We start from the raw sequence: 24,213 nt of genomic DNA, 5'->3' as shown, positions 1-24,213 counted from the left end.
CAGGGAACATCAGCCGTTCTGGAACGACACCGCCGACCAGTCCTCCCACAACTGGGCGAGGGCGGCGTAGTCCAGGTCGCCCATGCCCTTGGCCTCGGCGATCTCGTATGGCGTATGCGCGGCCAGCGTGGCGAACAGCGGAACGCCCAACTGCTGGGCGGTTTCCAGAGCCAGAACGGAATCCTTGCGGGCGTTGCTGACAGACATGCCAGCGTTGTAGTCGCCCTGGACCATGCGCTCCTGGACCCGGTGGACCAGCGGCCGCATCAGGCCTTCCTCGCGGTTGAGGATGTCGATCATCGTCTGAACCGGCACGCCCAGCTTTGTCGACATGGCGAACGCCTCGATCAGCACCACCATGACCGCGTGCATGACGCCGTTGTTGACCACCTTGGCACCCATGCCGGCGCCGATTGGGCCAAGTTCGAAGATCCGTTCGGCCAGCAGGTCCAGGACCGGCCGGGCCTTGGCCACATCCTCGGGGTCGCCACCCAGGAAGAACGTGATCTTGGCGGCTGCCATGCTGGCAACGCCGCCGGCGATGGCGGCGTCGACGAATCCGACGCCCGCCGCCTTGCAGCGCCTGTGGGCGTCGATCGCGGTCTTGGGCGTTACAGTGCTGGTCTCGATCACGATCTCGGGGCGATGGCCGGCGGCCAGGACGGCATCGACCACCGCCAGCGACGCTTCGGGCTTCGGCAGCGAGAGAATGATGCGGCCGGCCCTGGCGGCAACGTCGGCGGCGGAATCCACACAGGTGATATCCAGGCCGGATACCGCGTTTCGACGGGCTTCGCTCAGGTCGAAACCGATCAGCGGCACCCGACCCGACAGCGCTTTGCACAACGATGATCCGGCGTTGCCGAGCCCGATTACGCCAATGGTGTCCGACATGTTCGTCTCCTCGTGTTTTGCCCGCACTTCGGCCGACATCCTGGGCCGCACGTTCGCGGCATGACAAGCACCCGGAGCGCTCCTCGCCCGGATGTCGCGGGAACCGAAGCCCGGGTCCTGGGGTTTATTCGTTCAGTTGAACGCAAGGCGGAAGGAAACCACCATGTTGGGCTGGAGCGTACTGTTCTTCATCCTCGCCATCGTCGCCGGCGTCTTCGGATTTGGTGGGATCGCCGCAGCATCGGCCAACATCGCGCAGATCCTGTTCGTTGTGTTCCTTGTGCTTCTGGTGATCAGCGCCCTGGTCGGTGTCCTGCGCGGCCGCAGCCCGTTGTGACGGGGGCGGCCATGATACTCACTATTCTGCGCCGGGCCCTCGTTTGCCTCTTCGCAGCGGTCGTCGTGCTTTCGACCCCGGTGCTGGGGCTCATGGGGCTTGGCGCGTGGCAGCAATATGATCCGGGCTCGTTCCGGGCGGCGATCTACCAGATCTCGGCGTTGACCGAGGTGGAAGACGCCGATCAGATGTACGGCAACCTTGTGGCCCTGTTCGACACCAGATTCCCGGAACAGCGCGGCTGACTTAAACTCAGCGGGTAGCCGCCACCGCAGCCCCATCGCGTCGAGGGTCGGCTGCTCCGGCGAACGCGCCGGAATGCGGGTCGCGAGCCACCGCCTGCATGCCGCCGGCCGACCAGGAATACGGCCCCATCAGCGCCACCTCGTGCCCGCGACCATTCAGCGCCTCCACGACATCCGGCGCCACCCGGCTTTCGAGCGCTACCTTCTGGCCGTCCCACAGCCGCCCGCGCGGCGCGTCGAGCGCCGCCTGCAGGTCGAGACCGTAGCCGGCGTAGTGCACCATCGCCTGGCTTTGAGTCTGCGGAATACCGTAGCTGCCGGGGGTGCCGAGGCAGAGCACCGGCGTGCCGTTCGACAGCGATATCGACGGAGCGAGGCACATGGCGTAGCGCTCGCCCGGCTTCAGGAAGTTCGGCGAGGCGGGTGCCAGATCCCCCCAGTTCATGAAGTTGTTCAGGCACAGGCCGGTTCCCGGGATTGCCGTGCCGGATCCCCAGGGCGACCCCAGGCTCTGGGTAATGCACACCGCGTTGCCGTCGGTGTCCATCGCCGAGAACGATGTCGTGTGTTCCTTCAGACCGGGTCCGGTTACCAGCGGTCCGGTGCCGTGCTGCTCGGTCCGTCCCCAGACCGGAGACCCGTCGGTCAACCGGTCACGCAGCGGAGCGATCGAGGCCTCGGAGAGAAGGTGCTGGATCGCATCCGGGGTTGACCGATTCCGTCGGATACGCAACTCCGCCGCCAACCGGATCGCCCTGAACACCCGATCCAGATGATCGACGCCGAGGTGGTCGAGTTTGCTGAAGTCGGTCTCGGCCAGCAGGCGCAGCGTCAGCAGGAACTGGAATGATTCCGCAGGCGGCGGCGGCACGTGCACCGACAGTCCGCGGTACTCGGCGTGCAGCGGCTGCTCCCAGATCGGCTGGACCGCCTCCAGGTCATCGAGACCGATGCATCCGCCAAGAGATGCGAGGTGATCGCTGAGTGTCCGGCCTAGCGCTCCGCCGTACAGTGTCCCGGCACCGTTGGCGGCAATGCCGGCCAGGGTCTCGGCGAGCTCCGGCTGGCGCAGGACCAGCCCGGCCCGGGCCGAGCCGTCGAACGCATACAGTCGCCGCCACTCCTCGGACATCGACCGGTTGGCGACCGCGGCCAGCATGTCGAGGTAGAAGTTCGAGATCGGTACGCCGTCTCTGGCGAGCGTGATCGCCGGGGCGAATGCCTCGGCCAGGGACTTCCGGCCGTATGTCTCGAGCAGGGTCGACCAGCCGGCCAGGCTGCCGGGGGTCCCACCGGCGAGTGGCCCATCGGTTGTCGCCGCCTTGCCGATGGTATCGACCGGGAACCGCCTGGGTACTGGCGTCTGGAAATCGAGGGTGCGGACCCGACCCTCGCTCTGCACCCAGCAGGTGGCCATTCCGAGGCCCAGAAGACCGGACATGTACGGCTCGGCAACGTTGAGCGCAGCGGCGGTTGCGACCACCGCGTCAAAGGCGTTTCCGCCGGAATCGAGCATTGCCGCGCCGGCGGCGGCGGCCAGCGGATGGGCGGCGGCGACCATGCCCTTGACCGAACGGATGGGAGAGCGGCTTTGATGCGCGGGCATGATGTACTTCCCTTGAATGGACGTGGCGCGCGGGGGAGGGAACGACGTGGATGGATCGACAGCATGGCGCGGAGCGGCCGCGTCCGTCACGTCCGATTTTACGCCCGGACCCTGGTGACCGCGATGGCCCCGAGGAGGAGCAGGATCAGCAGGATGCCGACCGGAGCGATTGCCGCCTTCGCGGTGGCGCGCAGCGCGGTGGACCAGCGAATGCCGACGCGCACCCGATACTGCGGCGTATACAGACGGCGGGGCCTTACCTCGTAGGCGGCATCGACATATCCCGTTGGGCGGCTCCACCGGCCGCCGGTATCGTTGAGTCCCGTGCTGGTGGCGATCCGGTTGCCTTCGAGCAGTGCCACGTATCCGATGACGCTGTTGGTGTCTCGGTACTCCCGGACAACGTCATCGAGCCCGGAGAGGTCGTCGAGCGAGATGCCGAGATCGACCGCTTCCGTCAGGCGGGCTCCGAGGGATTGGGCATACACGCCGGCTGTTTCCTCTGCCTTCTCGGCTGTCAGACCGACCAAGGCGGACACGACAAGGCCGACACCGACCACGTTGGCGGCGGCATAGGTGCGGATCAGGTCGCGTCGCGATTGGAAATACTCGGGGTTGGCAATTGCGAGGCAATGCACCAGCAGCCCCATGCCTAGCAGGACAACCGCGGCCAGCCCCGCGACCGCGGCATTGCGGGTCAGTTCGCCGATCAACGCGCGCTCGAAGATCAGCTCCAGACTGCCTGCCGGACCGAACCGGTCAATGATCGGGATGGCGAGGCGGGTTGTGGACTGCGACTCGTCAACGGCTGTCGAGTCGTTCGTCGCCGATGACGCGAACGTCAGGGCCGGCTGGTTGCCGGCGGGCCCCAAGTCGCTCGGATTGGACAACACGACCATGCCGTTGCGGTCCCGAACGATGACCGCCCGGATTGCCGGATCGGCGCGGAGCACCCGGGCCGATACCGCCTGGAACCCGATGAAGTCCCCTAACGGCAAGCCCATCGACAGCATGCCGGACATTGCGTTGCGGATGGTCTCGCCTTCGGTACGGACCCGGTCGGTATCAAAACGGGCGGCTACTTGCGCCCAGGTAATCCCGCCCAGGATCAGGATCGCCGCCAGTGTCGTAGCGAGCACAACCGCAACCCGGACGCGCGCAGCAGCGACCGCGGATGTTTCGGACGTCGAGTCGACGGTTCCGTCTGCCAGCTCACTCACGATTCCGACCCGTGTGATGCGAATGCCATAGCATAGGCGGTGGAGGTACGGTTGCAACGACGGGAACCGACCAGCGATTGCCGTCCATTGCGCGACTGTGAAACAGTACGGTCTCGCTGTCGTTGCGAGAATAAGTACCGAGTGGAACGCTGTGAATACTGAACTGACGACGAGGAAATTCGGACGGTCCGCAGCGGTTTCGCTGTTGGCGCTGGTTTTCCTGTGCTCGGCGTTGGCGGCCCATCCCGTACAGGCTGCCCGTCCGGTGCTCGACTGGCTGGAATTCAATGAGCGGGTGAGGGCGTCCTACGAGATCGTTGCCCACCCCTCCGATACTGCCCGCATGACCGCCAAGCCGAGGGCGGCAGGGTCGTCTGCCGAACGCCGCATCCTCCTGCTGATCCCCTTTGCGTCGCAGACGGCCTATTCGATCTCGGTCAATGCGATTCTCTCGACTTTCCAGGAACGCAATGTTCCAGCGGTATTCGAGATCTGGTTCTACGACACAGATCCGGAGATCGCATCGGAGGCGGTGAACTGGGCCGAGGCCAATGCCGTCGATCTGATCATGCCGGTCGGCTCGGACGCGACCGAGTACTTGCATCTGACGTACAGCGGAGGCCGCATCCCCGTCGTGACCAGCGCGTCGAAGGACCCGGTCCTGCGGGGGCAGATGCCCGGCTACCAATCAGGTAGCGGCACCAACATCGCATACACCTCCAACACCGTGCCGGTCCGGCTGTTCGTCAGCTACCTGCGCGAGCTGCTGCCGAATCTCCACACCGTCGCGGTTCTCTACGACCTCTCGAACCGCAGCGCGGTGGAGACCCAGGTCGATCCGCTGCACGCAATCGCCTCGGAGGTCGGGCTGACCGTTCTCGATGTCGCCGTGCGCGACGGGCTGTCCGCGCGTGCCGATCTGATCGATGGGATGTCGGCTGTTACCGAGGCGCTGGCCGGTTTCGAGCCGGAGTTCGGCACCACCGCCTGGATTGTCACCGGCTCGACCAGCGTGTACCGCGAGATCGAGCTGATCAACCGCCTGGGCGGCCGGATGCCGGTAATCGCGACCCTGCCGGATGTGGTCCGGGGCGGCGAGGCCAGTGCCGCGGTGTCGATCGGTGTCAACCAGTCGACTGCGGTGCAGCTTGCGGCCCACTACGCCGCCGACGTACTCACCGGCGTTCAGGTGGTGGGGGCACTTCCGGTCGGTGTGGTTACTCCACCGGACATCGCCATAAGCTTCCGGGCCGCCGGGCGGATCGGACTGCGCATCCCGTTCCGGTTCATGGAAGCGGCAACGTTCATCTACGACTACGACGGACGTCAGGTGCGGGCATTCGGCCAGCGCGTTTCGTCGGCGGATTGATCTGGCGTTCAACACTGCGGAATCCGGGAGTGCCTATGGAACTGAGGGGGGAGACCAGAGGCGATGCCCGATCGGAGCGCATGGCTCTGATGCGTCGTTACGCCCTCATCCTGCGGCTGGCCTATGTGGTCCTCGTTGCGTCGGCGGTCGGATTCTTTGCCTTGCAGATCGATGATCGCGAGAAGGCCGAATGGCGGACGATCGCCGGACGTGCCAAGGAACACGCGTTGATCCTGGATGCGCTGGCCGATGCGGTGGCGGCGCGGGTCAAGGAGCTGCAGGAGACCGCCTCCCTCGACATCGACAGGGATGATTCCGACCATTTCGATCATCGTTCCATCGGGTTGGCTGCTGATGGACGATTGATGTTCAAGGCCGACGGTGACCGGCAAATTCCGCCCACGGCGGCCGTGACCGGCAGCCTGGGACTGGTGGAACTCGACGCCGCCGCAGCGGAGGTCCGAACCGCCGTCCGCCTGCTCGATGACTTCCGGTACCTCGTGGCACTGCTGCCGATAGTCGATCGAGCCTACTACGTCTCGGCGCGTGATCTCGCCATCGTGCTTCCCGCGACCCCCTCGCTTGCCGACCAGCTGGTGTCTGACGCAATGCGCTCGGCATTGCTTGACGCGGTGTCAGCCCGCCGCAATCCGACCGGCAGTCCGGTCTGGCTGGACGGCAGCGATGTTCCGGGTGCCCGGTCCGGGATCTTTCACCTGGCACCGGTCTTTCTTGGGGACCAACTCGTTGGCACGGTCGTCCTCCAGGTGTCCACTCCGTATCTGGGCCGCGTGAACGGGGATTTCGACTATCCGGTTGGGGGTACGATACTGCTCGGCCCGGGCGGTGCTGTGCTCGCCTATCCCCAGGCAGTTCAAAGCGCGGTGACGCTGGGGGCGGCCTACCGGAACAGCGTGCCGGAAGCTGTCGCTCGGAATATTGACGTCGCCCTGAATCGTCCCGACCGGCAGGCGGTCGGGAGCGGAGCGGTGCTGACCTATGTCGAGCGCCTGGAGGCTGCCCCCTGGACTCTGGTCTATATCGGGGATCGATGGGCCATACTGGCCGCATTGGTTGCCGAGCACGGGCCGCAGACCCTGGCGCTCGTCATCGTGCTGACGATCATGTTGCTGATCGCCGGCTGGCTGACAAGGCGCGAGTTCGTCGAGCCGGCGAGCCGGCTGGTCGAGCATATCAAGGCTGCCGGAGAGGTCGGGCCCAGCGGGCTGCCCCGCGTACCGGTGGCTTGGCGGCCCTGGTTCAGGACGGTGACGGCGGTGTTCCAGGAGAACGCCGATCTGGTGCGTATTCGCCAGGAACTCCAGATTGCCCGGGATATGCAGGCGGCTGTCCTGCCGCGCCAGCCCCTCCAGCACGGCCGGCTCGGCATTGTCGGCCGCATGCAGCCGGCGCTCGAGGTGGGCGGCGACTTCTACGACTATTTCCAGATCGACGACGATCGGGTCGGCGTGGTGATCGCCGACGTCTCCGGCAAGGGGGTTCCGGCAAGCCTGTTCATGATGGTGACGCGGACCCTGCTGAAGGCAGCGGGCATCGCGGGAGATGGGCCGGGAGCGTGCCTCGGTCGGGTGAACAACCTGCTGGAGGCGGAGAACGACGCAGCGATGTTCGTGACAGTGTTCTACGGTGTCATCGACGTTCCGTCCGGGACGATGGTCTATGCCAACGGCGGGCACAATCCTCCCCATGTGCTCAAGGCCGACGGTTCGATCCTCACATTGTCGCCGCTCGGCGATCCGATCCTCGCGGTGGTGCCCGGCGCGACCTTCCGGGAGGGCCAGATCGCCCTGAGACCAGGCGATGCGCTGCTGTTGTACACCGACGGTCTTACCGAAGCCTTCAGCGCGGAGGGAGAGGAGTTTGGAGACGAGCGGCTGATAGAGGCACTGTCGCAGACCCGTGGCCAGTCGTCAGCCGAGGTCGCGGATCACTGCCTAGCGGTGGTTGACGGCTTCGCTGAGGGGGCAGCCCAGTCGGATGACATGACCTGTCTCGTCGCCAGGATCGAACCAACTTCCTGACAGTCTCCAGGCCGACCACCTAGCATCAGTTGTGACCGATCCGTGTCTTGTCTGGGACAAGATTCGGCCCTTTGTTGAACTGTTCGGATCTTGTCGCCAACTTAGTCGAAGGGAACGCCAAAGACTGCGGGATGGATGAGCGCAGGAGGAAAGATAATGACCAACTGGTCCCGACTTGCCATGACCTTGGCGATTGCGTTGGCGCTGGCGACCCCGGCGTTTGCCCAGAGCACGACCCCGTCGCCCACAACCGATCCGTCGTCACCACCGACCCAGGCCGCTCCGACCGAGACGACCCCGTCGACCGGAGCGTCGACTACAACGTCGACCACGACGAGCGCCGGCGGCACGATGACGGTCCAGGAGGACGGTCAGGTTCTGTCATCTGACCTGGTCGGTATGAAGGTGGTCGGGCCCGACGGCGAGTCGATCGGCGAGGTTGCGGATCTCATCCTGGACGACCAGAACAAGGTTGTCGGCGCAGTGCTGTCGGTTGGCGGGCTCATGGGCCTTGGAGCCAAGGATGTCGGCGTCGCGTGGGATTCCCTTGATGTGCAGGAGACCGACGGTTCCACGGTCGCGATGATCAGCATGTCCAAGGAAGAGCTTGCGGAGATGCCGAAGTACAAGACCCTGGTGGACATCAAGGCAGAGCAGCAGCAGAACATGTCGACCACGGCTCCGACCACCGGCACCCTTCCCAAGCAGTAACACTGCACCGGGCTTCGCGATCGAAGCTTGAGATGCCGAAATGACGGCCGACGGCCGCTCCGCCCAGGGGCGGCCGTTCGCGTTTCAACGGTGCGCTTTGTCGTAGGCGCGATTTTGGCTAGCATCGCTCCGCCGATCGCATCGGGCGTCGCGTGTTTACCGTACGTTTACCGGCCTGCCGTTAGGGTTCGCGCCTCCCGAGGGGGAGCCGATCTCACAGGTGGGAAGCCAGAAGGGCTCCAGAGGTCGGGATGTCCGGTAGGCATGGGAAGCGCCAGTGTTGAACCGACTGATCGTACCGCTCGTCGTATTGGGGCTCGCGCTGTGGGTTGGCGGAGCCGCTGCCGGGCCGCAGTTCAACTGGCTCCAGCTTGACAGTTTTCGGGTCAAGTGGGGCGACCCTCAGGGTGGAACCGGAACAGCCGTGACCTACGCGTTTGTTGCCGGTGCGGTGCACAGCGCAGAAGCACGCAACTGCCGGGACATGCAACCGCTTGACGGCTTGCTGGCGCGATCGGGCATCCCCGCTGCGGTGCTTGAGCGCGAGGCGGAAGCAGCCTTTGCGATGTGGCAGGCTTCGGCCGACATTCGTTTCAGCCGGATCGATGACCCGGCGGCCGCACAGATCCTGATCGGTGCACAGACACAGCCGCGCGGTGTTGCATTCGCCGACGTTTCCTACGAACCGACCGGTCCAGGCGACGTTCGCGCCATTCGACGGTCTCTGGTTTGCTTGAATCCGGACATGCCGTGGAAAGTAGGATTTGGCGGAGACATATCCGTCTATGACCTTCGTTATGCGTTGGCTCACGAGATTGGCCACGCCATCGGCCTAGACCATCCGGGGCCGTCGGGCCAACTGATGTCGTTCCGCTATGACGAGCAGTTCCGAGAATTGCAGCCCGGCGACATTGCGGGGGCTGTGACGCTATACGGGCCGATCGCCAGGACGGCCGCAACTCCACCGGTCTTGCCGGCGGCCGCGGCGGCGGACCTGATCGCCCCACAAGCCGACGCGCTCTGCGGATCCGAGTCCCGAAGGACCGCCCTTACGCCACGCGATTCTGCCTGCTGAAGATCCTGGGGCATCGGGGTCGATCGGCCGGCGATCGACGCCGTCCTGACATTTCGACGAGTTTCGATGTATGGATGGGACGGCGCGGCGTGCGCCGTTGCCCAATGGAACCCCGATGCCGCTCGAAGCCCTGGTTCTGACGCTGATCGCGGCGGTCATGCACGCCAGCTGGAATGCCATCGTGAAGGTCGGCATGGACCGCGCGGTGGTGCTGGCGCTGATTGCGCTGGCGCACACTGCGGTCGGTGCCGTCATGATCGGCTTTGCCGGCATTCCGGATCCCGCGAGTTGGCCGTTCATCCTGGCCTCGACCCTGCTGCACTACGGCTACTACATCTGCCTGCATCATGCCTACCGGATCGGCGACCTCAGCCAGGTCTATCCGCTGGCGCGCGGGCTGGCGCCGCTTCTGGTGGCACTGGGTGCCTGGGCATTTGCCGGTGAGGCGCTGTCTGCTGCCGGCTGGGCCGCCATACTCTTGGCCTCGATCGGCATTTCGGCGATCGCGTTGTCGCGGCGCGGCGGAATGTGGGACCACCCGCCGACGCTGTTCTTTACGGTGGCGACCGGGGTCATCATCGCCGCCTACAGCGTGGTCGACGGCATGGGAGTACGGGTATCGGGATCGCCGTTCGCCTATATGGGCTGGCTGTTCGTCTGGGAGTTTCCGGTCACCCTGTTCGTGCTGTTGCGCCGCCGCCGCACACTGCGGGCGATCCCGGCGTCGGGCGTGGCCAAGGGCTTGGCCGGCGGTCTGCTGTCGGTTGCCGCGTACTCCTTCGTGATCTATGCCGCGACCCTGGCGCCGCTGGCGGCGATCTCGGCGGTACGGGAATCCAGCGTGATCATTGCGGCCCTGATCGGCACTCTGCTGTTGGGTGAGAGCCATTGGCGCCAGCGCTGCGGAGCGGCCGCCGTCGTGGCGGTCGGCATCGCCTTCCTGGCGACCATGAAGTAGCCGCCGGCCGGTTGATATCGGCGACGCCTTCGGGCAGCTTGGCCCGGGCCGGATCGGCAGTCGGTACGGCGTTCAGGGGATCGGGTTTGCGGATACTTTCGACCTTGGCGGGCGCGCCGACCGGCGGTGCCGAGACGTTTTTCGTGTCCCTGGTCACGGCATTTGCAACAGCTGGGATCGAGCAGCGGACGGTGATCCGCCGCAACCCGAAGCGCGCGGCGATCCTGCGCGATTCCGGGGTGCCGGTGCGTGAGGCGGCATTCGCAAGATGGCTTGATTTCGGCACGCGGTCGGTGCTGCGCCGGGAGGTCGCCGATTTCGACCCGGACATTACCCTGGCCTTCATGAATCGCGCTGCCGACCGCATGCCGGATGGCCGGCACCTGAAGCTCGCTCGGCTCGGTGGATTCTATGACCTCAAGTACTACCGGCGTTGCGACCACCTGATCTGCATTTCGCAGGGCATCCGAAACCATGTGATCGCGCATGGCTGGCCGGCCGGTCGGGCGCATTATATTGGCAATTTCGCCGAGGCCGGCGACGCACCGGCGGCCGACCGGGCGACCTACGACACGCCGGCCGGCGCGCCGCTGGTGTTCACGCCTGGCCGCCTGCACAGCGCCAAGGCGATGGATATTCTGCTGAAGGCGATCGCCCAATTGGACGGCGTCTACTTGTGGATTGCCGGCGACGGGCCGGACAAGGCCGAGTTGATCAAGCTGGCGGACGAACTTGGTGTGGCGTCCCGGGTGCGGTTCCTGGGCTGGCAGGTTGCCACCGCGCCGTTCTTCCGCGCCGCCGATGTGGTTGCGTTCCCATCCCGGCACGAACCGTTCGGCACCGTCAGCCTGGAGGCCTGGGCCTACGGCAAGCCGCTGGTGTGCTCGGATGCCGACGGTCCGGCAGAACTGGTACGGCCGGAGCAGGATGCCCTGGTGGTACCGCGGAACGACGTCGACGCGCTGGCGCACGATCTCTGGCGGGTGATCGACGATACGGCACTGGCCGCGCGGCTGGTGGCGGCCGGATCGCAGCGGCACGCGGCCGAGTTCACCCGTGAGATCTGCGTGCAGAACTATCTCGCGCTGTTCGATCGGCTCCGGTGATGCTAGGTGAGGGCGCGTCTTGGTGCCGCGCCGCGGCTTGCCGAGGCTGACCCGATTCTGCGGAAAGGCACGGCCCTGCGATGACCGATGGCGGTAAATCCCGACCCGGCTCCAAGCGCCCCGCGCTGTCCGTCGTCATTCCGGTGTGCGACGAGGCGGAGAGCATTCCGGTCGTGCTGCGCGAACTTCTGGCCAAGGCGGGCGCGGCGTACGACCTGGATGTCGTGGTGGTCGACGACGGCAGCGTCGACGGATCGGCCGATGTGGTTGCGGCCGCCGGCCGCGCCGAGGCGCGGATCCGGCTGATCCGGCACGCCAACCGTTGCGGCAAGAGCTCGGCATTACGCACCGGGATGTTCGCCGCCCGGTCGCGTTGGGTCGCGACCATCGACGGCGACGGCGAGAACGATCCCGCCGATCTAGTGGCGATGGCCGGTCGTATCGACCTGACCCGCATCGGTTCGGTTGGGCTGGTCGCCGGCAACCGCCGTCGCCGCACCGCCGGCGCCGCCCGGCTGGTCGCCTCGCGCCTCGCCAACGCCATCCGCAAGGCGGCTCTACGCGACGACTGTCCGGACACCGCCTGCGGGCTGAAACTGATCCCGCGAGAGCTGTTCCTGGCGTTGCCGTATTTCGACAGCCTGCACCGCTACATGCCGGCACTGGTGCGGCGCTACGGCTTCGATGTGGTGAACGTCTCGGTCGACGACCGGCCACGGATCTCCGGCCAGTCGAAGTATACCAATCTACGCCGCGCGCTTGTCGGTATCGTCGATCTGCTTGGAGTGTACTGGCTGCTGCGCCGCACCAGCGTCGGCGCCCTGCCGTTCGCGCGGGACGGAGACGACGGGTGACCGCGACCGCGTGGATGGCCGGTGACGGGCCGGGCGGCCTGTCCTGGCGGGCCTGGCTGCTGGTGCTGCTGATCGCGGTGGCGGCGCTGTTCCCCGGCATCACCGCCATTCCGGTGATGGACCGTGACGAGGGTCGCTACCTGCAGGCTACCAAGCAGATGATGGAGACCGGCGACTACGTCGACATCCGCCTGCAGGAGGCGACGCGCTACGGCTATCCGGCTGGCACCTACTGGGTGAAGGCGGCCGGCGCCCATTTGTTCGGCGGGGTCGACGCGCCGGTCTGGGCCTACCGCCTGCCATCGTTCGTCGCCGGGGTGATCGCCGTGCTGGCGACCGCGTGGATCGGCGCACGGATCGGCGGGCCGGCGGCCGGAGTGGCGGCCGGCCTTCTGTTGGCAACCTCGCTGGTGGTGGCGGTGGAATCCCGCACCGCGCGCAGCGACGCGCTCCTGCTGGCCACGGTGGTCGTGGCGCAGGCTGCCCTGTACCGCCTGACCAAGCTCAGCGAGGATCGTCCGGCGTTCTGGGGGGCGCCGCTGGTGTTCTGGCTGGCGCACGGGGTCGGCGTGCTGATCAAGGGACCGCTGATCACCCTGGTGGTCGGGTTGACCATCGTTGCGCTGTGCCTGTGGCGTCGCGACCGGGTACTGTTGCGCCGGCTGCGCTTCCTGCCGGGGATCGGGCTGACCCTGGCGCTGGTACTGCCATGGCTGACCGCGATCACCATGAAGGTCGGATCGGCCTACATTGAGGAGGCGATCGGCCGCTCGCTGATGGGCAAGGTGGCGACCGGCGACCGGGCTCACGGCGCGCCTCCGGGATACCATCTGGTCGCACTCTTCGTGGCGTTCTGGCCGGGTGCGCTGCTGGCGGGGGCGGCCGCGGCGCTGGCCTGGACCCGGCGGCGCGAGGACGACATCAGGTTCCTGATCTGCTGGTTCGTGCCGACCTTCCTGGTGTTCGAGGTGGTGGCGACCAAGCTGCCGCACTACACCATGCCGACCTACCCCGCGCTGGCGGTCATGGTCGGGATGGTATTGTCGACCGGCTTCCGGCCCGAAGGGCGCTGGCGGTGGGCGCACCGGGTGACGGTCGGGCTGTTCGTGGTGGTCACGTTGGCGCTGACACTGGTGCCGACGGTCGGAGCCATGATCTCGTCGGGCTGGGGTTCGTCGCTCATCCATACCCTCACGGGACGCGAGTTTCCCCGCTACACCGGTGATTGGGTCGACACAGCGCCCTGGGCTTCGCTGGTTGGGCTTGTTGCACTTGCGGCCGGGTATTGGACCCTTCGTCGGCTGGCAGTCGAGCGTTCGCTCGTGTTGGTTGGATCTGTTGTCATTTTCTTCGGAGTTACCTTCCACACGGTGCTTCCGGCGCTGGACATGCTGTGGCCGTCACGAGCGCTGGCCCACGCCGTCGGCGGTCTTTCGGGTTGTGAGCACAAGCCGGTCGCGATCACCGGCTATGCCGAACCGAGCGCGGTGTTCTATCTGGGCACCGATACCGGACTCGGCGATCCTGCCGACGCCGTTGAACTGCTGCGCGCCAATCCGGAGTGCGGCATCGCGGTGACGGCCGATCGCGATGAACAGAAGTTCCTGGCCGTGGCCGCCGCCGCCGGAGTGGGCGTCAAGCAGCTTGGCGGGCCGATCTCCGCATTCAACTACACACGCGGAAAGCCTGTCAGACTGACGGTGTTCCTTGCCGACGGCACGAAGCTTCATCCTGAGTGAGCATCCGCCCCGGTCTCCATTGCACGCCGCCGGTTGTTCGGCTCCGCCTGATGTCTTTCTGGTACTCCAACTGTTGCGTTCGCACGCCTCGACCGCAACGCCCAGTAGAACAGAACCAGCCAAGCCGCGACCGCTGCAAGTCCCAGGACGATCGCTGCCCCGAACGACAGGAAACCGTAGTTGCCATCCGGGGCGACGGCGGGGGCTGGGACGGTCTCCTCATCGAGGCGATCGGTCGATCCTGCGGCGGCTCTTGCCGGCTCCGGCCCACCGACATGCTGCATGGTGTCCGAGGATACGGCTGCTTCGGTCATCGTCACGGTATCCGGTGGACTCGACTCGCTCGAGCTGATGTCCGGGTGTCCGGGCGGGTTCAGCGAACTGATCGCGACCTGCGGGACGGGGGCGCTGCGCGGTTTTGGGGCGGGCTTGGAGTCGGCGATCGACCGGACGCTGGCAGACAGGGCAAGCCGAGTTTCCCAATCCAGTTCGCCGGTGGCGGGCAAGCCCTTGTCTTGCTGGAACGCGCGCAGCGCGTCGCGGGTCTGCGGACCCATCAGGCCGTCGATCTGGCCGGGGGGATGCCCGAGCGATTCCAGACGCTGCTGGGCGTCGCGCACCTGATTGGATTGCGCCGCTGCCGTGCCGGCGAGCCACACGCAGCACAAGGCGATCAGGAGAGTTCGGAACACGGCTGTGGTCTTTGAAGCGCGCATGCGATGGATCGTGCCGGTCATCAATCTGGTCTGGACCATAACCCATCAACACGCCCAGCGTTGCAGACGATCCGGAAGACCTGTGCGCTTCATCATTCGAGGACAAGTATCCCGCACAGATTCACATGTTCGTGGGTCAGTGCTCGATAGGTGCAATGCCGAACAATTTGACTTCCATCGAACCGAGCGGAATGATCGTTCCGGCAGACAGGGAGAATCGCGTACTTGGTTGAAACGCGACCGTCACGAGACTGTCATGGCAGAGTCGCCAAGGTGACACGACTTGCCGTGGACACTGCCTGCACGGGCGAGGGACCGCTACCAGGGACGCCGCTTTTCAGGCGGCGGCCGTTGTCGCGTTCAGCCTTAACAAGCAAGGGGAGTCGGAGATGACTGTACGGGGGTTCAAGTCGACCGTCGCCGGTGGCGCGTTCGCGCTGGCGTCGCTGGTCGGCATCGCGCATGCCGAGACCACGCTGACGGTCTACACGGCGGTCGAAGCCGAAGATCTGAAGCGCTACGCCGAGGCGTTCAACGCCGATCATCCGGATATCAAGATCAACTGGGTGCGTGATTCGACCGGTGTCGTCACCGCCAAATTGCTGGCCGAGAAGAACAACCCGCAGGCTGACGTGGTCTGGGGGCTGGCGGCGACCTCGCTGCTGCTGCTGAAGTCCGAGGGCATGCTGGAGCCGTACGCGCCGAAGGGCGTGGAGAAGCTCGACAAGAAGTTCGTCGACAAGTCGAACCCGCCGACCTGGACCGGGATGGATGCCTGGGTGGCGGCGATCTGCTTCAACACCGTCGAGGGCGGAAAGGCCGGCCTGAAAGCCCCGACCTCGTGGCAGGACCTGACCAAGCCCGAGTACAAGGGCCACGTGATCATGCCGAACCCGAACTCCTCGGGCACCGGCTTCCTGGACGTCTCAAGCTGGCTGCAGCTGTTCGGCAAGGAGGGCGGCTGGAAGTACATGGACGCCCTGCATGAGAACATCGCGCGCTACACCCACTCCGGCTCCAAGCCGTGCAAGATGGCCGGCGCGGGCGAGACCACGATCGGCGTGTCCTTCGCCTTCCGTGGCGCCAAGGAGAAGGCCAACGGCGCTCCGATCGAAGTGATCATCCCGTCTGAAGGTATCGGCTGGGATATGGAAGCGACCGCGATCATTGCCGGCACTTCCAAGCTGGATGCCGCGAAGACCCTGGCGGACTGGACCATCACCAAGAAGGCCAACGAGATGTACAACACCGGCTACGCGGTCGTTGCGTATCCGGGCGTGGCCAAGCCGGTGGCGAACTTCCCGCCGAACGTGATCGAGAAGATGATCGACAACGATTTCGAGTGGGCGGCCAACAACCGCAAGACCATCCTCGAGGAGTGGCAGAAGCGCTACGATTCCAAGTCGGAAGCCAAGTCGTAACCGCCTGAGCCATTGACCGACGGTGGGCGCCGGACAGCCGGCTGCCCACCGTCGCCATCTCCGACCGGACGGAACCGAATGATCAGCACCGCCCCGTCAACGACGCCTTCCGCGGCGCCGTTTCTACGTGTCCGCAACCTCGTGAAGGCGTTTGGATCGTTCGTCGCCTTGAACGACATCTCCCTCGACGTTCGAGAGGGTGAGTTCGTCTGCTTCCTGGGGCCGTCGGGCTGCGGCAAGACCACCCTGCTGCGTGCCATCGCAGGTCTGGATCTGCAGACCTCCGGCATGATCGAGCAGGCCGGACGCGATATTTCCGTGCTGCCGCCGTCGCAGCGCGACTTCGGCATCGTGTTCCAGTCCTACGCGCTGTTTCCGAACCTGACGATTGCCCGCAACGTCGCCTACGGGCTGGAAAGCCAGCGCCTGCCGCGCGCCGAGATCGACCGCCGGGTGGCGGAACTGCTGGATCTGGTCGGCCTGCCGGAGCAGGGCACCAAGTATCCGGCCCAATTGTCGGGCGGCCAGCAGCAGCGCATCGCGCTGGCCCGCGCCATCGCGACCTCGCCTGGCCTGTTGCTGCTCGACGAACCGCTGTCGGCGCTTGACGCCAAGGTTCGCGTCCACCTGCGTCACGAGATCAAGGCGCTGCAGCGCCGGCTCGGCGTAACCACCATCATGGTGACCCATGATCAGGAAGAAGCCCTGTCGATGGCCGACCGGATCGTGGTGATGAACCATGGCGTCATCGACCAGATCGGTACGCCGACCGAGATCTACCGCGAGCCCGCGACCCTGTTCGTCGCTGATTTCATCGGTGCCATGAACCGGTTGCCGGTGGTGATTGTTGATGCTGACCACGTGCGGCTTGGCGAGACGATCCTGCAGTGCCGGCCGCATGACCTGTCGGTGGACGCTGAGGCCACCTTGGCGATCCGTCCGGAAGACGTGGTGCCGGTCGAGTCTGGCGGCAGTCGGCCGAAGGGCGGCAACCGATTCGACGTGACGGTGCACGCTCTGGAGTTTCTCGGGTCATTCTGGCGTGCCGTCTTGACCGGGCCGGCGTTCGGCGCGGTGGAGGTCGAAGCCGATTTCTCCGTGAACGCCATCCGTCGCCTGGATATCGCCGATGGTATGGCGATGGCGGTTGAACTGCCGGTCGACCGCCTGCATGTCTTTGCCGGGCGCGATGCCAGCGGGGGCGATGCCGATGGCTAGTCTCGGCCTCGGCGCCAGGGTCGCTCGGCCCAAGCTGGACCGTGACGCCTGGCTGATCCGGATCTTCCTGCTCGCGATCGGGCTCTATCTGGTGCTGGCGCTGGCTTTGCCGCTGTACACCATGCTGTCGAAGTCGTTCACGACCTACCGCTTCGTGCCGGCAAACTACGAACTTCAGATCGACCGGGGCGAAGGCTGGACCAAACCTGTGACGCTGGCGGCGCTGATCGAAGCCCAGCCGGCGAGCGATCGCCCGGACTTGGCGACCAGCCACGACGGCCGGCTGTCCGTGGTCGACCTTCTGCCGGATTTCAGCTTCCGCAGCACCACGCGCTACCAGTTCCGCAGTGCCGTGGACGGCGCGGTGTTCCTGATCGGCTCGGAGCGGATTGCCGATCAGGATTGGCATACCTTCACGTCCAACGAGTTCCGGCGGGTCGTGGTGCGACCGGCGGCGAGCCGCGGTGTCGAAAACTATTGGACCTACTTCTCGACACCGTCACTGGTGCAGTCGATCGAGAACTCGGTGAAGATCGCCGCCATAAGCACGGTCATCACGGTGACCCTGGCGTTTGCCTTCGCCTACGCGCTGTCGCGGACCTGCATGCCGTTCAAAGGCGGCTTCCGGCTTATCGCGATGATCCCGATCCTGGTGCCGTCGCTGTTGCCGGGCATCGCGCTGATCTACCTGTTCGGCAACCAGGGCTTACTGAAGGAGGCGTTGTTCGGGTACTCGATCTACGGGCCGATCGGAATCGTGATCGGCTCGGTGTTTTTCACCTTCCCGCACGCCTTCATCATCATCGCGACGGCACTGGCCATCTCGGATTCCCGCCTGCACGAGGCAGCGCTGTCATTGAAGGCCAGCGCCTGGCGCCGTTTCTGGACCGTGACCATCCCCAGCGCCCGCTACGGCCTGATCTCGGCCGGCTTCGTGGTGTTCACCCTGGTGATCACCGATTTCGGCCTGCCCAAGGTGATCGGCGGCCAGTACGACGTGCTGGCGGTCGACATCTACAAGCAGGTGATCGGCCAGCAGAACTTCGAGATGGGGGCCGTGGTCTCGGTGGTGCTGCTCGTCCCGGCAGTCCTGGCATTCGCAGTCGACCGGATCATCCAACGCCGCCAGGTGGCGGCCCTGTCGGCCCGCGCGGTGCCGTTCGAGCCGAAGCCGGAGCAGGCGGCCGACTGGACGGCCCTCGGGCTGTGCGTCGCCGTCGCGGTGTTCATCGTCGGCATCCTAGCGATCTGTCAGTTCGCCGCATTGGTGAAGCTGTGGCCTTACGACCTGACCCCGAGCCTGCGGCAGTACGATTTCGATCGTACCGACGGCGGCGGATGGGATGCCTACGGAAACTCGATCCGGTTGGCGGTCTACACAGCGGTGATTGGCACCGGCATTGTTTTTCTCGGCGCCTATCTGGTTGAGAAGACCCAGGGCTTCCGGGTAGGACGCACCCTGTTCCAGTTCCTGGCGATGATGCCGATGGCGATCCCCGGAATGGTGCTGGGGCTTGCCTACATCTTCTTCTTCAACGATCCGGCCAACCCGCTGAACTTCCTGTACGGCACCATGGCGATCCTGGTGCTCAGCACGGTCACCCACTTCTACACCGTCGCCCACCTGACGGCGGTGACCGCGCTCAAGCAGATGGACCAGGAATTCGAGAGCGTATCGGCCTCGCTGAAGCAGCCGGTCTGGCGGCTGTTCTCGCGGGTCACGGTGCCGGTCTGCCTGCCGGCGATCCTCGACATCTCGATCTATCTGTTCGTGAACGCCATGACCACGGTTTCGGCGGTGGTGTTCCTGTACTCGCCGACCACCAAGCTGGCCTCGGTTGCCGTACTGAACATGGACGACGCGGGTGACGTGGCGCCGGCGGCGGCCATGGGAATGATGATATTCTACACCAACGTTGCGGCCCGCCTGCTGCATCTCGCGGTGACGCGTGGATTGCTGGCGCGGACGCAGGCTTGGCGTTACCGATAGTTTGGATCAGAAACCGTAGAGTTCGGCCGGGTTGTCGACCAGCGCCAACTGGCGAGTGGCGTCGCCGTCGAACCAGTCGAGCACCGCATCCATCAGGCCGGCGTCTTCCGGCCGGTTCGCCTGAGCGCCGGGATGCGGGAAGTTGCTGGCCCACAGCATGCGCTGCGGGGCATGAGCGGCGAGCGCCCGGCCGAGAACCGCGACGTCGTCGTAGGACGGCGGCCCGGTTCGCGAGGTCTCGTACGGGGCGGACAGCTTGACCCAGCACCGGCCGCCGTCGAGCAGGTCGAGCAGCAGCCTGAAGCCGGGATGGTCGGTCCCGACCGGTTCCAGGAACTTGCCGACATGGTCGATCACCAGCTTGCAGGGCAGGGCACGCAGCCGGTCGATGTGATCCGGCAGCGTGCGGCCGTCGAGCTGCAGGTTGATGGTCCAGTCGAGCGCCGCCGCCTGGGTTGCCATGCGTGGCAGTTCATCCCAGGTGAGCAGCCCGCCCGGCATCATGTGGAACCGGATGCCGCGCACGCCGACACCGTTCAATGCTTCAAGGTCGGCATCGGCAACTCCGGTGGGCACCACCACGATCCCGCGGGCACCGGGTCCGTAGCTGCGGATGCCGTCCAAGGTGGCGGCGTTGTCGAACCCATAGGCCGAGGGTTGCACGATCAGGGCACGCTCGACCCCGAGGCGCCGGTGCAGGTTCTTCAGGACCGCGGCTGTCGCACCCGTCGGTGGCGGCAGTGGCGAGGTCGGAGCGACTGGATAGGCCGGACCGTAGACATGCACATGGCTGTCGCATGCGCCCGAGGGGATACGGTGCCGGGGCTTCGGACCGGATCCGATCGTGCTGTAGTCCGGCATTCTCAGAACCCCTTGGACGGATCGCCGCCGGTCTCGGCCTCGACGAACGGGCCGCCTTGATAGATGTTCGCAGAGGCATCCGGATCGAACGGGCGCTGGTTGATTTCCTCGGCATAGTCGGCGGCATCGTCGAGCGGGACGTAGCCAAGTCGGTCGGCCGTGGTGTTCACCCAGCACGACCCGGTGTTGCGGGACATGCCGAACACCACCTCGTAACCGAGGTTTGGCGTCTCGATGCCGACGCGGACCAGCCCAGCCAGATCGCGCGGGCTGAGCCAGGAATGCAGACGGCGGCGGTCCACGGGACGCAATCCGACGTTGCCGATCCGCAGGGCCAGGACGTCGAAGCCATATTTGTGCGCGTACAGGCTGCCCAGAGCCTCGCCGAACACCTTGCTGACGCCGTAGCGGGTGTCCGGTTTGAAATAGGCGTCGGCCTCAATCGTCTCATCCAGCCGGTAGAACCCGACGGCGTGGCATGAACTGGCGAAGACGACGCGCGTGACGCCCTCGAGCCGTGCCGCCTCGAACAGGTTGTATGCGCCGACGATGTTGCGATCGAGCACGTCGCTCCACGGCCCCTCGACCGATTGCCCGCCAAGGTGCACGATTGCGTCAACCCCCGGCATCAACCGGCGGAGAGCATCGAGATCACCGAGATCGGCACCGCGAAACACTTCGTGAGGCGCAAGGTCCTTGATCGGATGGAGGTCGGACAGGACCAAGCGGTAGGAATCGCCGAGTTCCCGGCGAAGATAACCGGCGACACCGCCGGCCGCACCAGTGATCAGAACGGTCTTTGGCACGCGATGCTCCGCTGTTGCGCCGAGTGAAGTGATACGGTTATATGATGAATTACGGGGCTGGCGCAACCAATGCCGGTTCTCCGGAAGCGACCCAAGTCGTTACTCCGAGAGCAACAACAAGATAAAATTCTACAGGGAGGAAGTAACCGTCATGATGATCTCACTCACCGGAGTGCGGCGCACCCTCGCCGCGTCCCTCCTCGCCGGCAGCGTTCTTGCCGCACCGGCGGCTCACGCATTGGAAATCAAGTCCAGCGACGTCCATCCGATGGGATATCCGACGACGGATGCCATCCAGTACATGAGCGATCTTCTGGATACTTGGACGGCCGGCCGGCTCAAGATCAAGATCTTCCACTCGATGCAGCTTGGCGGAGAAAAGGAAGCGCTCGAGCAGGTCCAGGTCGGCGCGCTCGAGATGACCCGCGTCAGCGTCGGTGTGGTCGGTCCGATCGTCGAAGAGTTCAATGCCTTCGCGTTGCCGTACTTCTTCAAGAGCGTTGACCATATGCACAAGGTGGTCGACGGCGAGATCGGCACCAACTTGCAGAACAAGCTGGAGAAGGGCGGGCTGATCGGTCTCGGCTACATGGATGCCGGCTCACGCTCGTTCTACAACAACACCCGTCCGATCAAGAGCATCGAGGACCTCAAGGGTCTGAAGATCCGGGTCATGCAGAACCCGATCTTCATCGAGATGGTCAACGCCATGGGCGGCAACGGCCTGCCGATCTCGTTCAGCGAGCTCTACACGTCGCTGCAGACCGGCGTGGTCGACGGCGCCGAGAACAACCCGCCGTCTTATGAGTCCGGCAAGCACTACGAAGTCGCGAAGTACTACACCTTGACCGAGCACCTGATGGTGCCCGAACTCTTCGTGTTCTCGAAGAAGGTGTGGGACACGCTGACCCCGCTGGACCAGCAACTGATCCGCAAGGCGTCGGTCATGGCGGTCGAGAAGGAGCGCGAGCTGTGGGCCGCCCGCGAGCAGAAGTCGCTCGCCGCGATCAAGGCCCTCGGCTACGAAGTCATCACTGACGTCGACAAGGCGCCGTTCATTGCGGCCACCGAGCCGGTCCGCATGAAGTTCGGCGAGAAGTACGCCGACCTGATCAAGCGCGCTGCTGCCGTTAAATAAGCGGTAGACTCCAAACTGGGCGGGGCGGCCGGCCGGTCGCTCCGCCCATCTGGTTTGCTGGTCGGGGACGAATCATCATGCGTGATCGCTACGTCGCAGCCATGGATAAGCTCTACATGGCCTGCGTTTTCCTGTGCTGCGTGTCGGTCGTTGTCATGACGGTCCTGATCGCGTTCGGCGTGTTTTCCCGCTATGTCCTGCACATTGGTGCGTTCTATTCAGAGCCGCTGTCGATCTTCCTGGCCGTTCAGTTGACGTTCTATGGTGCTGCGGCGTGCTATCGCGCGGATGCCCATCTGCGACTGGAGATTGTCGAGAACGCCGTGCCGCCCGCAGTCGGGCGGGTCCTGCGTATGGTGATCGACCTGTTGATGGCCGGCGTGTCGGTGTTCATGATTTTCTATGGCGCGAAGCTCGTGGACGCCACGTTCTTCCAGTCCTATCCCGAGTTCGAGTACGTCCGCGTTGGTGTCGTCTACACGTCGATTCCACTCGGCAGCCTGGTGACTTTGTTGTTCGTCGTCGAGAAGGCGCTGGTTGCGCCCCGGGCCCGCGCTTCAGCCTTTGTCCAGGATGACACCAGCGAGAGGGCGATCTGATGGGCGGTGATGTCGGACCGATCCTCCTGATCGGCAGCCTGTTTGCGTTGATTGCGATCGGCACCCCCGTTGCCTATGCGCTCGGCATTTCCTCGATGATCACCGCTATTTACATCGGCCTGCCGCTCGAAGGCGTGCTGCTCAAGATCTCCGACGGCGTCGACAACTTCGCGCTTCTGGCCATTCCGTTCTTCATTCTGGCCGGTGCGTTGATGGCCGAGGGCGGCATGGCGTGGCGGTTGGTCAACCTGGCCAACGTCTGCGTCGGGTTCATGCGCGGCGGGCTGGCGATGGTGAACATCCTCGCCTCCATGTTCTTCGGTGGAATCTCGGGATCGTCGGTGGCCGATACATCGTCCATCGGGTCGATCCTGATCCCGATGATGAAGAAGAACGGCTACGACGATACATTCGCCGTCAACGTGACGATCACCTCGTCCACCCAGGGCGTGGTCATCCCGCCAAGCCACAACGCGATCATCTACTCGCTGGCTGCCGGCGGCACGGTGTCGATCGCGCAGCTGTTCCTGGCCGGCATCATTCCCGGGATCATGATTGGCGTGTCGCTGATGATCCTGTCCTACATCATCTCGGTCCGGAAAGGGTATCCCAAGGGCGAACTCGTGACGCTGGGCGAGGCGTTGAAGACGGCGTGGGAAGCCGTCGCCGGTCTGTCAACAATCCTGATCATCGTCGGCGGTGTTGTCGGCGGTATCTTCACCCCGACCGAATCTGCGGCCGTTGCGGTGGTATGGGCATTCGTTGTTACGATGTTCGTTTACCGCGACTACAAATGGAGCCAGTTGCCGACGCTGTTGCACAACGTCATCAAGACAGTGGCGATGGTAATGATCGTCATCGGCTTTGCCGCCGGCTTTGCCTACCTGATGACATTGATGCAGTTGCCGTTGAAGGCGACGATGCTGTTGCAGTCGCTGACCGATGACAAGATCACCTTGCTGCTCATGATCAACGTGCTGCTGCTGGTTCTGGGCACGTTCATGGACATGGCGCCGTTGATCCTGATCTGCACGCCGATCCTCCTGCCGCTGGTGACGGCGATGGGCGTGAACCCGGTGCAGTTCGGTATCGTGATGATGTTGAACTTGTCGATCGGACTGTTGACTCCCCCGGTAGGTACAACTTTGTTTGTGGGCTGTGCGATCGGTAAAGTCTCGATCGAGAAGGTCTCGAAGACGCTATGGCCGTTCTGGCTTGCGATGCTGGTAGTCCTGCTGCTGGTGACGTATATCCCGGCTCTGACTCTATGGATTCCGAGCCTGAAGTATCCAGGAGTTCATTTTTAAC

General features: G+C 64.9%; 22 protein-coding genes. 16 read left to right on the top strand and 6 right to left on the bottom strand.

Annotated features, from left to right (window positions below):
* Positions 1–9: 9 nt before the first annotated feature.
* On the bottom strand, positions 10–894 hold the full coding sequence (locus RIC54_RS01915) for an NAD(P)-dependent oxidoreductase (protein ID WP_350095373.1): 885 nt from the start codon (positions 892–894) through the stop codon (positions 10–12).
* Between the two features lie 163 nt (positions 895–1,057).
* Here RIC54_RS01915 and RIC54_RS01910 point away from each other — a divergent pair, with 163 nt between their 5' ends.
* Positions 1,058–1,231 carry a DUF1328 domain-containing protein gene (locus RIC54_RS01910; RefSeq protein ID WP_007676185.1) on the top strand — a complete coding sequence of 58 codons (174 nt, stop codon included), beginning with the start codon at positions 1,058–1,060 and terminating at the stop codon, positions 1,229–1,231.
* A gap of 11 nt (positions 1,232–1,242) precedes the next feature.
* Positions 1,243–1,476, top strand: coding sequence for a hypothetical protein (locus tag RIC54_RS01905; protein ID WP_350095369.1), 234 nt, complete (start codon positions 1,243–1,245; stop codon positions 1,474–1,476).
* A gap of 7 nt (positions 1,477–1,483) precedes the next feature.
* Here the strand turns inward: RIC54_RS01905 and RIC54_RS01900 are convergent, their stop codons facing one another.
* Both RIC54_RS01900 and RIC54_RS01895 read right to left on the bottom strand, forming a co-directional pair.
* Positions 1,484–3,082: a gamma-glutamyltransferase family protein gene (locus RIC54_RS01900; RefSeq protein ID WP_350095366.1), complete on the bottom strand. Its 1,599-nt coding sequence runs from the start codon at positions 3,080–3,082 to the stop codon at positions 1,484–1,486.
* A 98-nt stretch (positions 3,083–3,180) separates the two neighbouring features.
* Positions 3,181–4,302 (bottom strand): hypothetical protein, encoded by a 1,122-nt coding sequence (locus RIC54_RS01895; RefSeq protein WP_350095363.1) that lies wholly within the window; start codon positions 4,300–4,302, stop codon positions 3,181–3,183.
* A gap of 205 nt (positions 4,303–4,507) precedes the next feature.
* Between RIC54_RS01895 and RIC54_RS01890 the strand changes: the two genes are divergently transcribed.
* The 8 genes from RIC54_RS01890 to RIC54_RS01855 all read left to right on the top strand — a co-directional run bounded on the left by RIC54_RS01890 (position 4,508) and on the right by RIC54_RS01855 (position 14,156).
* On the top strand, positions 4,508–5,671 hold the full coding sequence (locus RIC54_RS01890; RefSeq protein ID WP_350095360.1) for an ABC transporter substrate binding protein: 1,164 nt from the start codon (positions 4,508–4,510) through the stop codon (positions 5,669–5,671).
* Between the two features lie 80 nt (positions 5,672–5,751).
* A complete protein-coding gene (locus tag RIC54_RS01885; RefSeq protein WP_350150453.1) occupies positions 5,752–7,713 on the top strand; it encodes a PP2C family protein-serine/threonine phosphatase in 1,962 nt (653 codons plus the stop codon).
* A gap of 156 nt (positions 7,714–7,869) precedes the next feature.
* The gene (locus RIC54_RS01880) at positions 7,870–8,424 is read left to right on the top strand and encodes a PRC-barrel domain-containing protein (protein WP_350095354.1); all 555 of its coding nucleotides are present in this window, start codon (positions 7,870–7,872) and stop codon (positions 8,422–8,424) included.
* 280 nt (positions 8,425–8,704) lie between these two features.
* Positions 8,705–9,499, top strand: coding sequence for a matrixin family metalloprotease (locus tag RIC54_RS01875; RefSeq protein WP_350095351.1), 795 nt, complete (start codon positions 8,705–8,707; stop codon positions 9,497–9,499).
* Between the two features lie 115 nt (positions 9,500–9,614).
* Entirely contained in the window at positions 9,615–10,457 is an 843-nt protein-coding gene (locus RIC54_RS01870; RefSeq protein WP_350095348.1) for an EamA family transporter, read from the top strand.
* Positions 10,458–10,561: 104 nt separating this feature from the next.
* Positions 10,562–11,563, top strand: a complete 1,002-nt coding sequence (locus RIC54_RS01865; RefSeq protein WP_350095345.1) for a glycosyltransferase — start codon at positions 10,562–10,564, stop codon at positions 11,561–11,563.
* 80 nt (positions 11,564–11,643) lie between these two features.
* Entirely contained in the window at positions 11,644–12,417 is a 774-nt protein-coding gene (locus RIC54_RS01860; protein WP_350095342.1) for a glycosyltransferase family 2 protein, read from the top strand.
* Positions 12,414–14,156, top strand: a complete 1,743-nt coding sequence (locus RIC54_RS01855) for an ArnT family glycosyltransferase (protein ID WP_350095339.1) — start codon at positions 12,414–12,416, stop codon at positions 14,154–14,156. Before RIC54_RS01860 ends, RIC54_RS01855 begins: the two co-directional genes overlap by 4 nt.
* On the opposite strand, the gene RIC54_RS01850 is transcribed toward RIC54_RS01855, so the two are convergent.
* On the bottom strand, positions 14,144–14,872 hold the full coding sequence (locus RIC54_RS01850; RefSeq protein WP_350095336.1) for a peptidoglycan-binding domain-containing protein: 729 nt from the start codon (positions 14,870–14,872) through the stop codon (positions 14,144–14,146). The genes RIC54_RS01855 and RIC54_RS01850 overlap by 13 nt on opposite strands.
* Before the next feature lie 389 nt (positions 14,873–15,261).
* Here RIC54_RS01850 and RIC54_RS01845 point away from each other — a divergent pair, with 389 nt between their 5' ends.
* The 3 genes from RIC54_RS01845 to RIC54_RS01835 all read left to right on the top strand — a co-directional run bounded on the left by RIC54_RS01845 (position 15,262) and on the right by RIC54_RS01835 (position 19,501).
* On the top strand, positions 15,262–16,293 hold the full coding sequence (locus tag RIC54_RS01845; RefSeq protein ID WP_350095333.1) for a putative 2-aminoethylphosphonate ABC transporter substrate-binding protein: 1,032 nt from the start codon (positions 15,262–15,264) through the stop codon (positions 16,291–16,293).
* A gap of 78 nt (positions 16,294–16,371) precedes the next feature.
* Positions 16,372–17,511, top strand: coding sequence for a putative 2-aminoethylphosphonate ABC transporter ATP-binding protein (locus RIC54_RS01840; protein WP_350095330.1), 1,140 nt, complete (start codon positions 16,372–16,374; stop codon positions 17,509–17,511).
* Entirely contained in the window at positions 17,504–19,501 is a 1,998-nt protein-coding gene (locus RIC54_RS01835; RefSeq protein ID WP_350095327.1) for a putative 2-aminoethylphosphonate ABC transporter permease subunit, read from the top strand. The genes RIC54_RS01840 and RIC54_RS01835 overlap by 8 nt, the downstream gene beginning before the upstream one ends.
* Positions 19,502–19,507: 6 nt before the next feature.
* Here RIC54_RS01835 and RIC54_RS01830 read toward each other — a convergent pair whose 3' ends face one another.
* Positions 19,508–20,362: an amidohydrolase family protein gene (locus RIC54_RS01830; RefSeq protein ID WP_350095324.1), complete on the bottom strand. Its 855-nt coding sequence runs from the start codon at positions 20,360–20,362 to the stop codon at positions 19,508–19,510.
* Positions 20,363–20,364: 2 nt separating this feature from the next.
* Positions 20,365–21,168, bottom strand: a complete 804-nt coding sequence (locus RIC54_RS01825; RefSeq protein ID WP_350095321.1) for an NAD-dependent epimerase/dehydratase family protein — start codon at positions 21,166–21,168, stop codon at positions 20,365–20,367.
* A gap of 151 nt (positions 21,169–21,319) precedes the next feature.
* Between RIC54_RS01825 and RIC54_RS01820 the strand changes: the two genes are divergently transcribed.
* The 3 genes from RIC54_RS01820 (at position 21,320) to RIC54_RS01810 (ending at position 24,212) form a co-directional block, all read left to right on the top strand.
* Positions 21,320–22,306 carry a TRAP transporter substrate-binding protein gene (locus tag RIC54_RS01820; protein ID WP_350150451.1) on the top strand — a complete coding sequence of 329 codons (987 nt, stop codon included), beginning with the start codon at positions 21,320–21,322 and terminating at the stop codon, positions 22,304–22,306.
* Between the two features lie 77 nt (positions 22,307–22,383).
* Positions 22,384–22,905, top strand: coding sequence for a TRAP transporter small permease (locus tag RIC54_RS01815; protein WP_350095315.1), 522 nt, complete (start codon positions 22,384–22,386; stop codon positions 22,903–22,905).
* Positions 22,905–24,212: a TRAP transporter large permease gene (locus RIC54_RS01810; protein ID WP_350150449.1), complete on the top strand. Its 1,308-nt coding sequence runs from the start codon at positions 22,905–22,907 to the stop codon at positions 24,210–24,212. Before RIC54_RS01815 ends, RIC54_RS01810 begins: the two co-directional genes overlap by 1 nt.
* Position 24,213: the final 1 nt, after the last annotated feature.

The sequence above is a fragment of the Thalassobaculum sp. genome (assembly GCF_040219215.1).
Lineage (GTDB): Bacteria > Pseudomonadota > Alphaproteobacteria > Thalassobaculales > Thalassobaculaceae > Thalassobaculum_A.
Note: the sequence above shows the minus strand (reverse complement) of the source record. Positions and strands in the feature narration are given on the sequence as shown.

Excerpts from the sequence above, each read along its gene's own strand:
- RIC54_RS01860 (WP_350095342.1), top strand. The coding sequence starts at position 11,644 with ATGACCGATGGCGGTAAATCCCGACCCGGCTCCAAGCGCCCCGCGCTG.
- RIC54_RS01815 (WP_350095315.1), top strand. The coding sequence starts at position 22,384 with ATGCGTGATCGCTACGTCGCAGCCATGGATAAGCTCTACATGGCCTGC.
- RIC54_RS01820 (WP_350150451.1), top strand. The coding sequence starts at position 21,320 with ATGATGATCTCACTCACCGGAGTGCGGCGCACCCTCGCCGCGTCCCTC.
- RIC54_RS01905 (WP_350095369.1), top strand. The coding sequence starts at position 1,243 with ATGATACTCACTATTCTGCGCCGGGCCCTCGTTTGCCTCTTCGCAGCG.
- RIC54_RS01850 (WP_350095336.1), bottom strand. The coding sequence starts at position 14,872 with ATGCGCGCTTCAAAGACCACAGCCGTGTTCCGAACTCTCCTGATCGCC.
- RIC54_RS01835 (WP_350095327.1), top strand. The coding sequence starts at position 17,504 with ATGGCTAGTCTCGGCCTCGGCGCCAGGGTCGCTCGGCCCAAGCTGGAC.
- RIC54_RS01870 (WP_350095348.1), top strand. The coding sequence starts at position 9,615 with ATGCCGCTCGAAGCCCTGGTTCTGACGCTGATCGCGGCGGTCATGCAC.
- RIC54_RS01910 (WP_007676185.1), top strand. The coding sequence starts at position 1,058 with ATGTTGGGCTGGAGCGTACTGTTCTTCATCCTCGCCATCGTCGCCGGC.
- RIC54_RS01810 (WP_350150449.1), top strand. The coding sequence starts at position 22,905 with ATGGGCGGTGATGTCGGACCGATCCTCCTGATCGGCAGCCTGTTTGCG.
- RIC54_RS01830 (WP_350095324.1), bottom strand. The coding sequence starts at position 20,362 with ATGCCGGACTACAGCACGATCGGATCCGGTCCGAAGCCCCGGCACCGT.
- RIC54_RS01840 (WP_350095330.1), top strand. The coding sequence starts at position 16,372 with ATGATCAGCACCGCCCCGTCAACGACGCCTTCCGCGGCGCCGTTTCTA.
- RIC54_RS01900 (WP_350095366.1), bottom strand. The coding sequence starts at position 3,082 with ATGCCCGCGCATCAAAGCCGCTCTCCCATCCGTTCGGTCAAGGGCATG.
- RIC54_RS01880 (WP_350095354.1), top strand. The coding sequence starts at position 7,870 with ATGACCAACTGGTCCCGACTTGCCATGACCTTGGCGATTGCGTTGGCG.
- RIC54_RS01845 (WP_350095333.1), top strand. The coding sequence starts at position 15,262 with ATGACTGTACGGGGGTTCAAGTCGACCGTCGCCGGTGGCGCGTTCGCG.
- RIC54_RS01885 (WP_350150453.1), top strand. The coding sequence starts at position 5,752 with ATGGCTCTGATGCGTCGTTACGCCCTCATCCTGCGGCTGGCCTATGTG.
- RIC54_RS01915 (WP_350095373.1), bottom strand. The coding sequence starts at position 894 with ATGTCGGACACCATTGGCGTAATCGGGCTCGGCAACGCCGGATCATCG.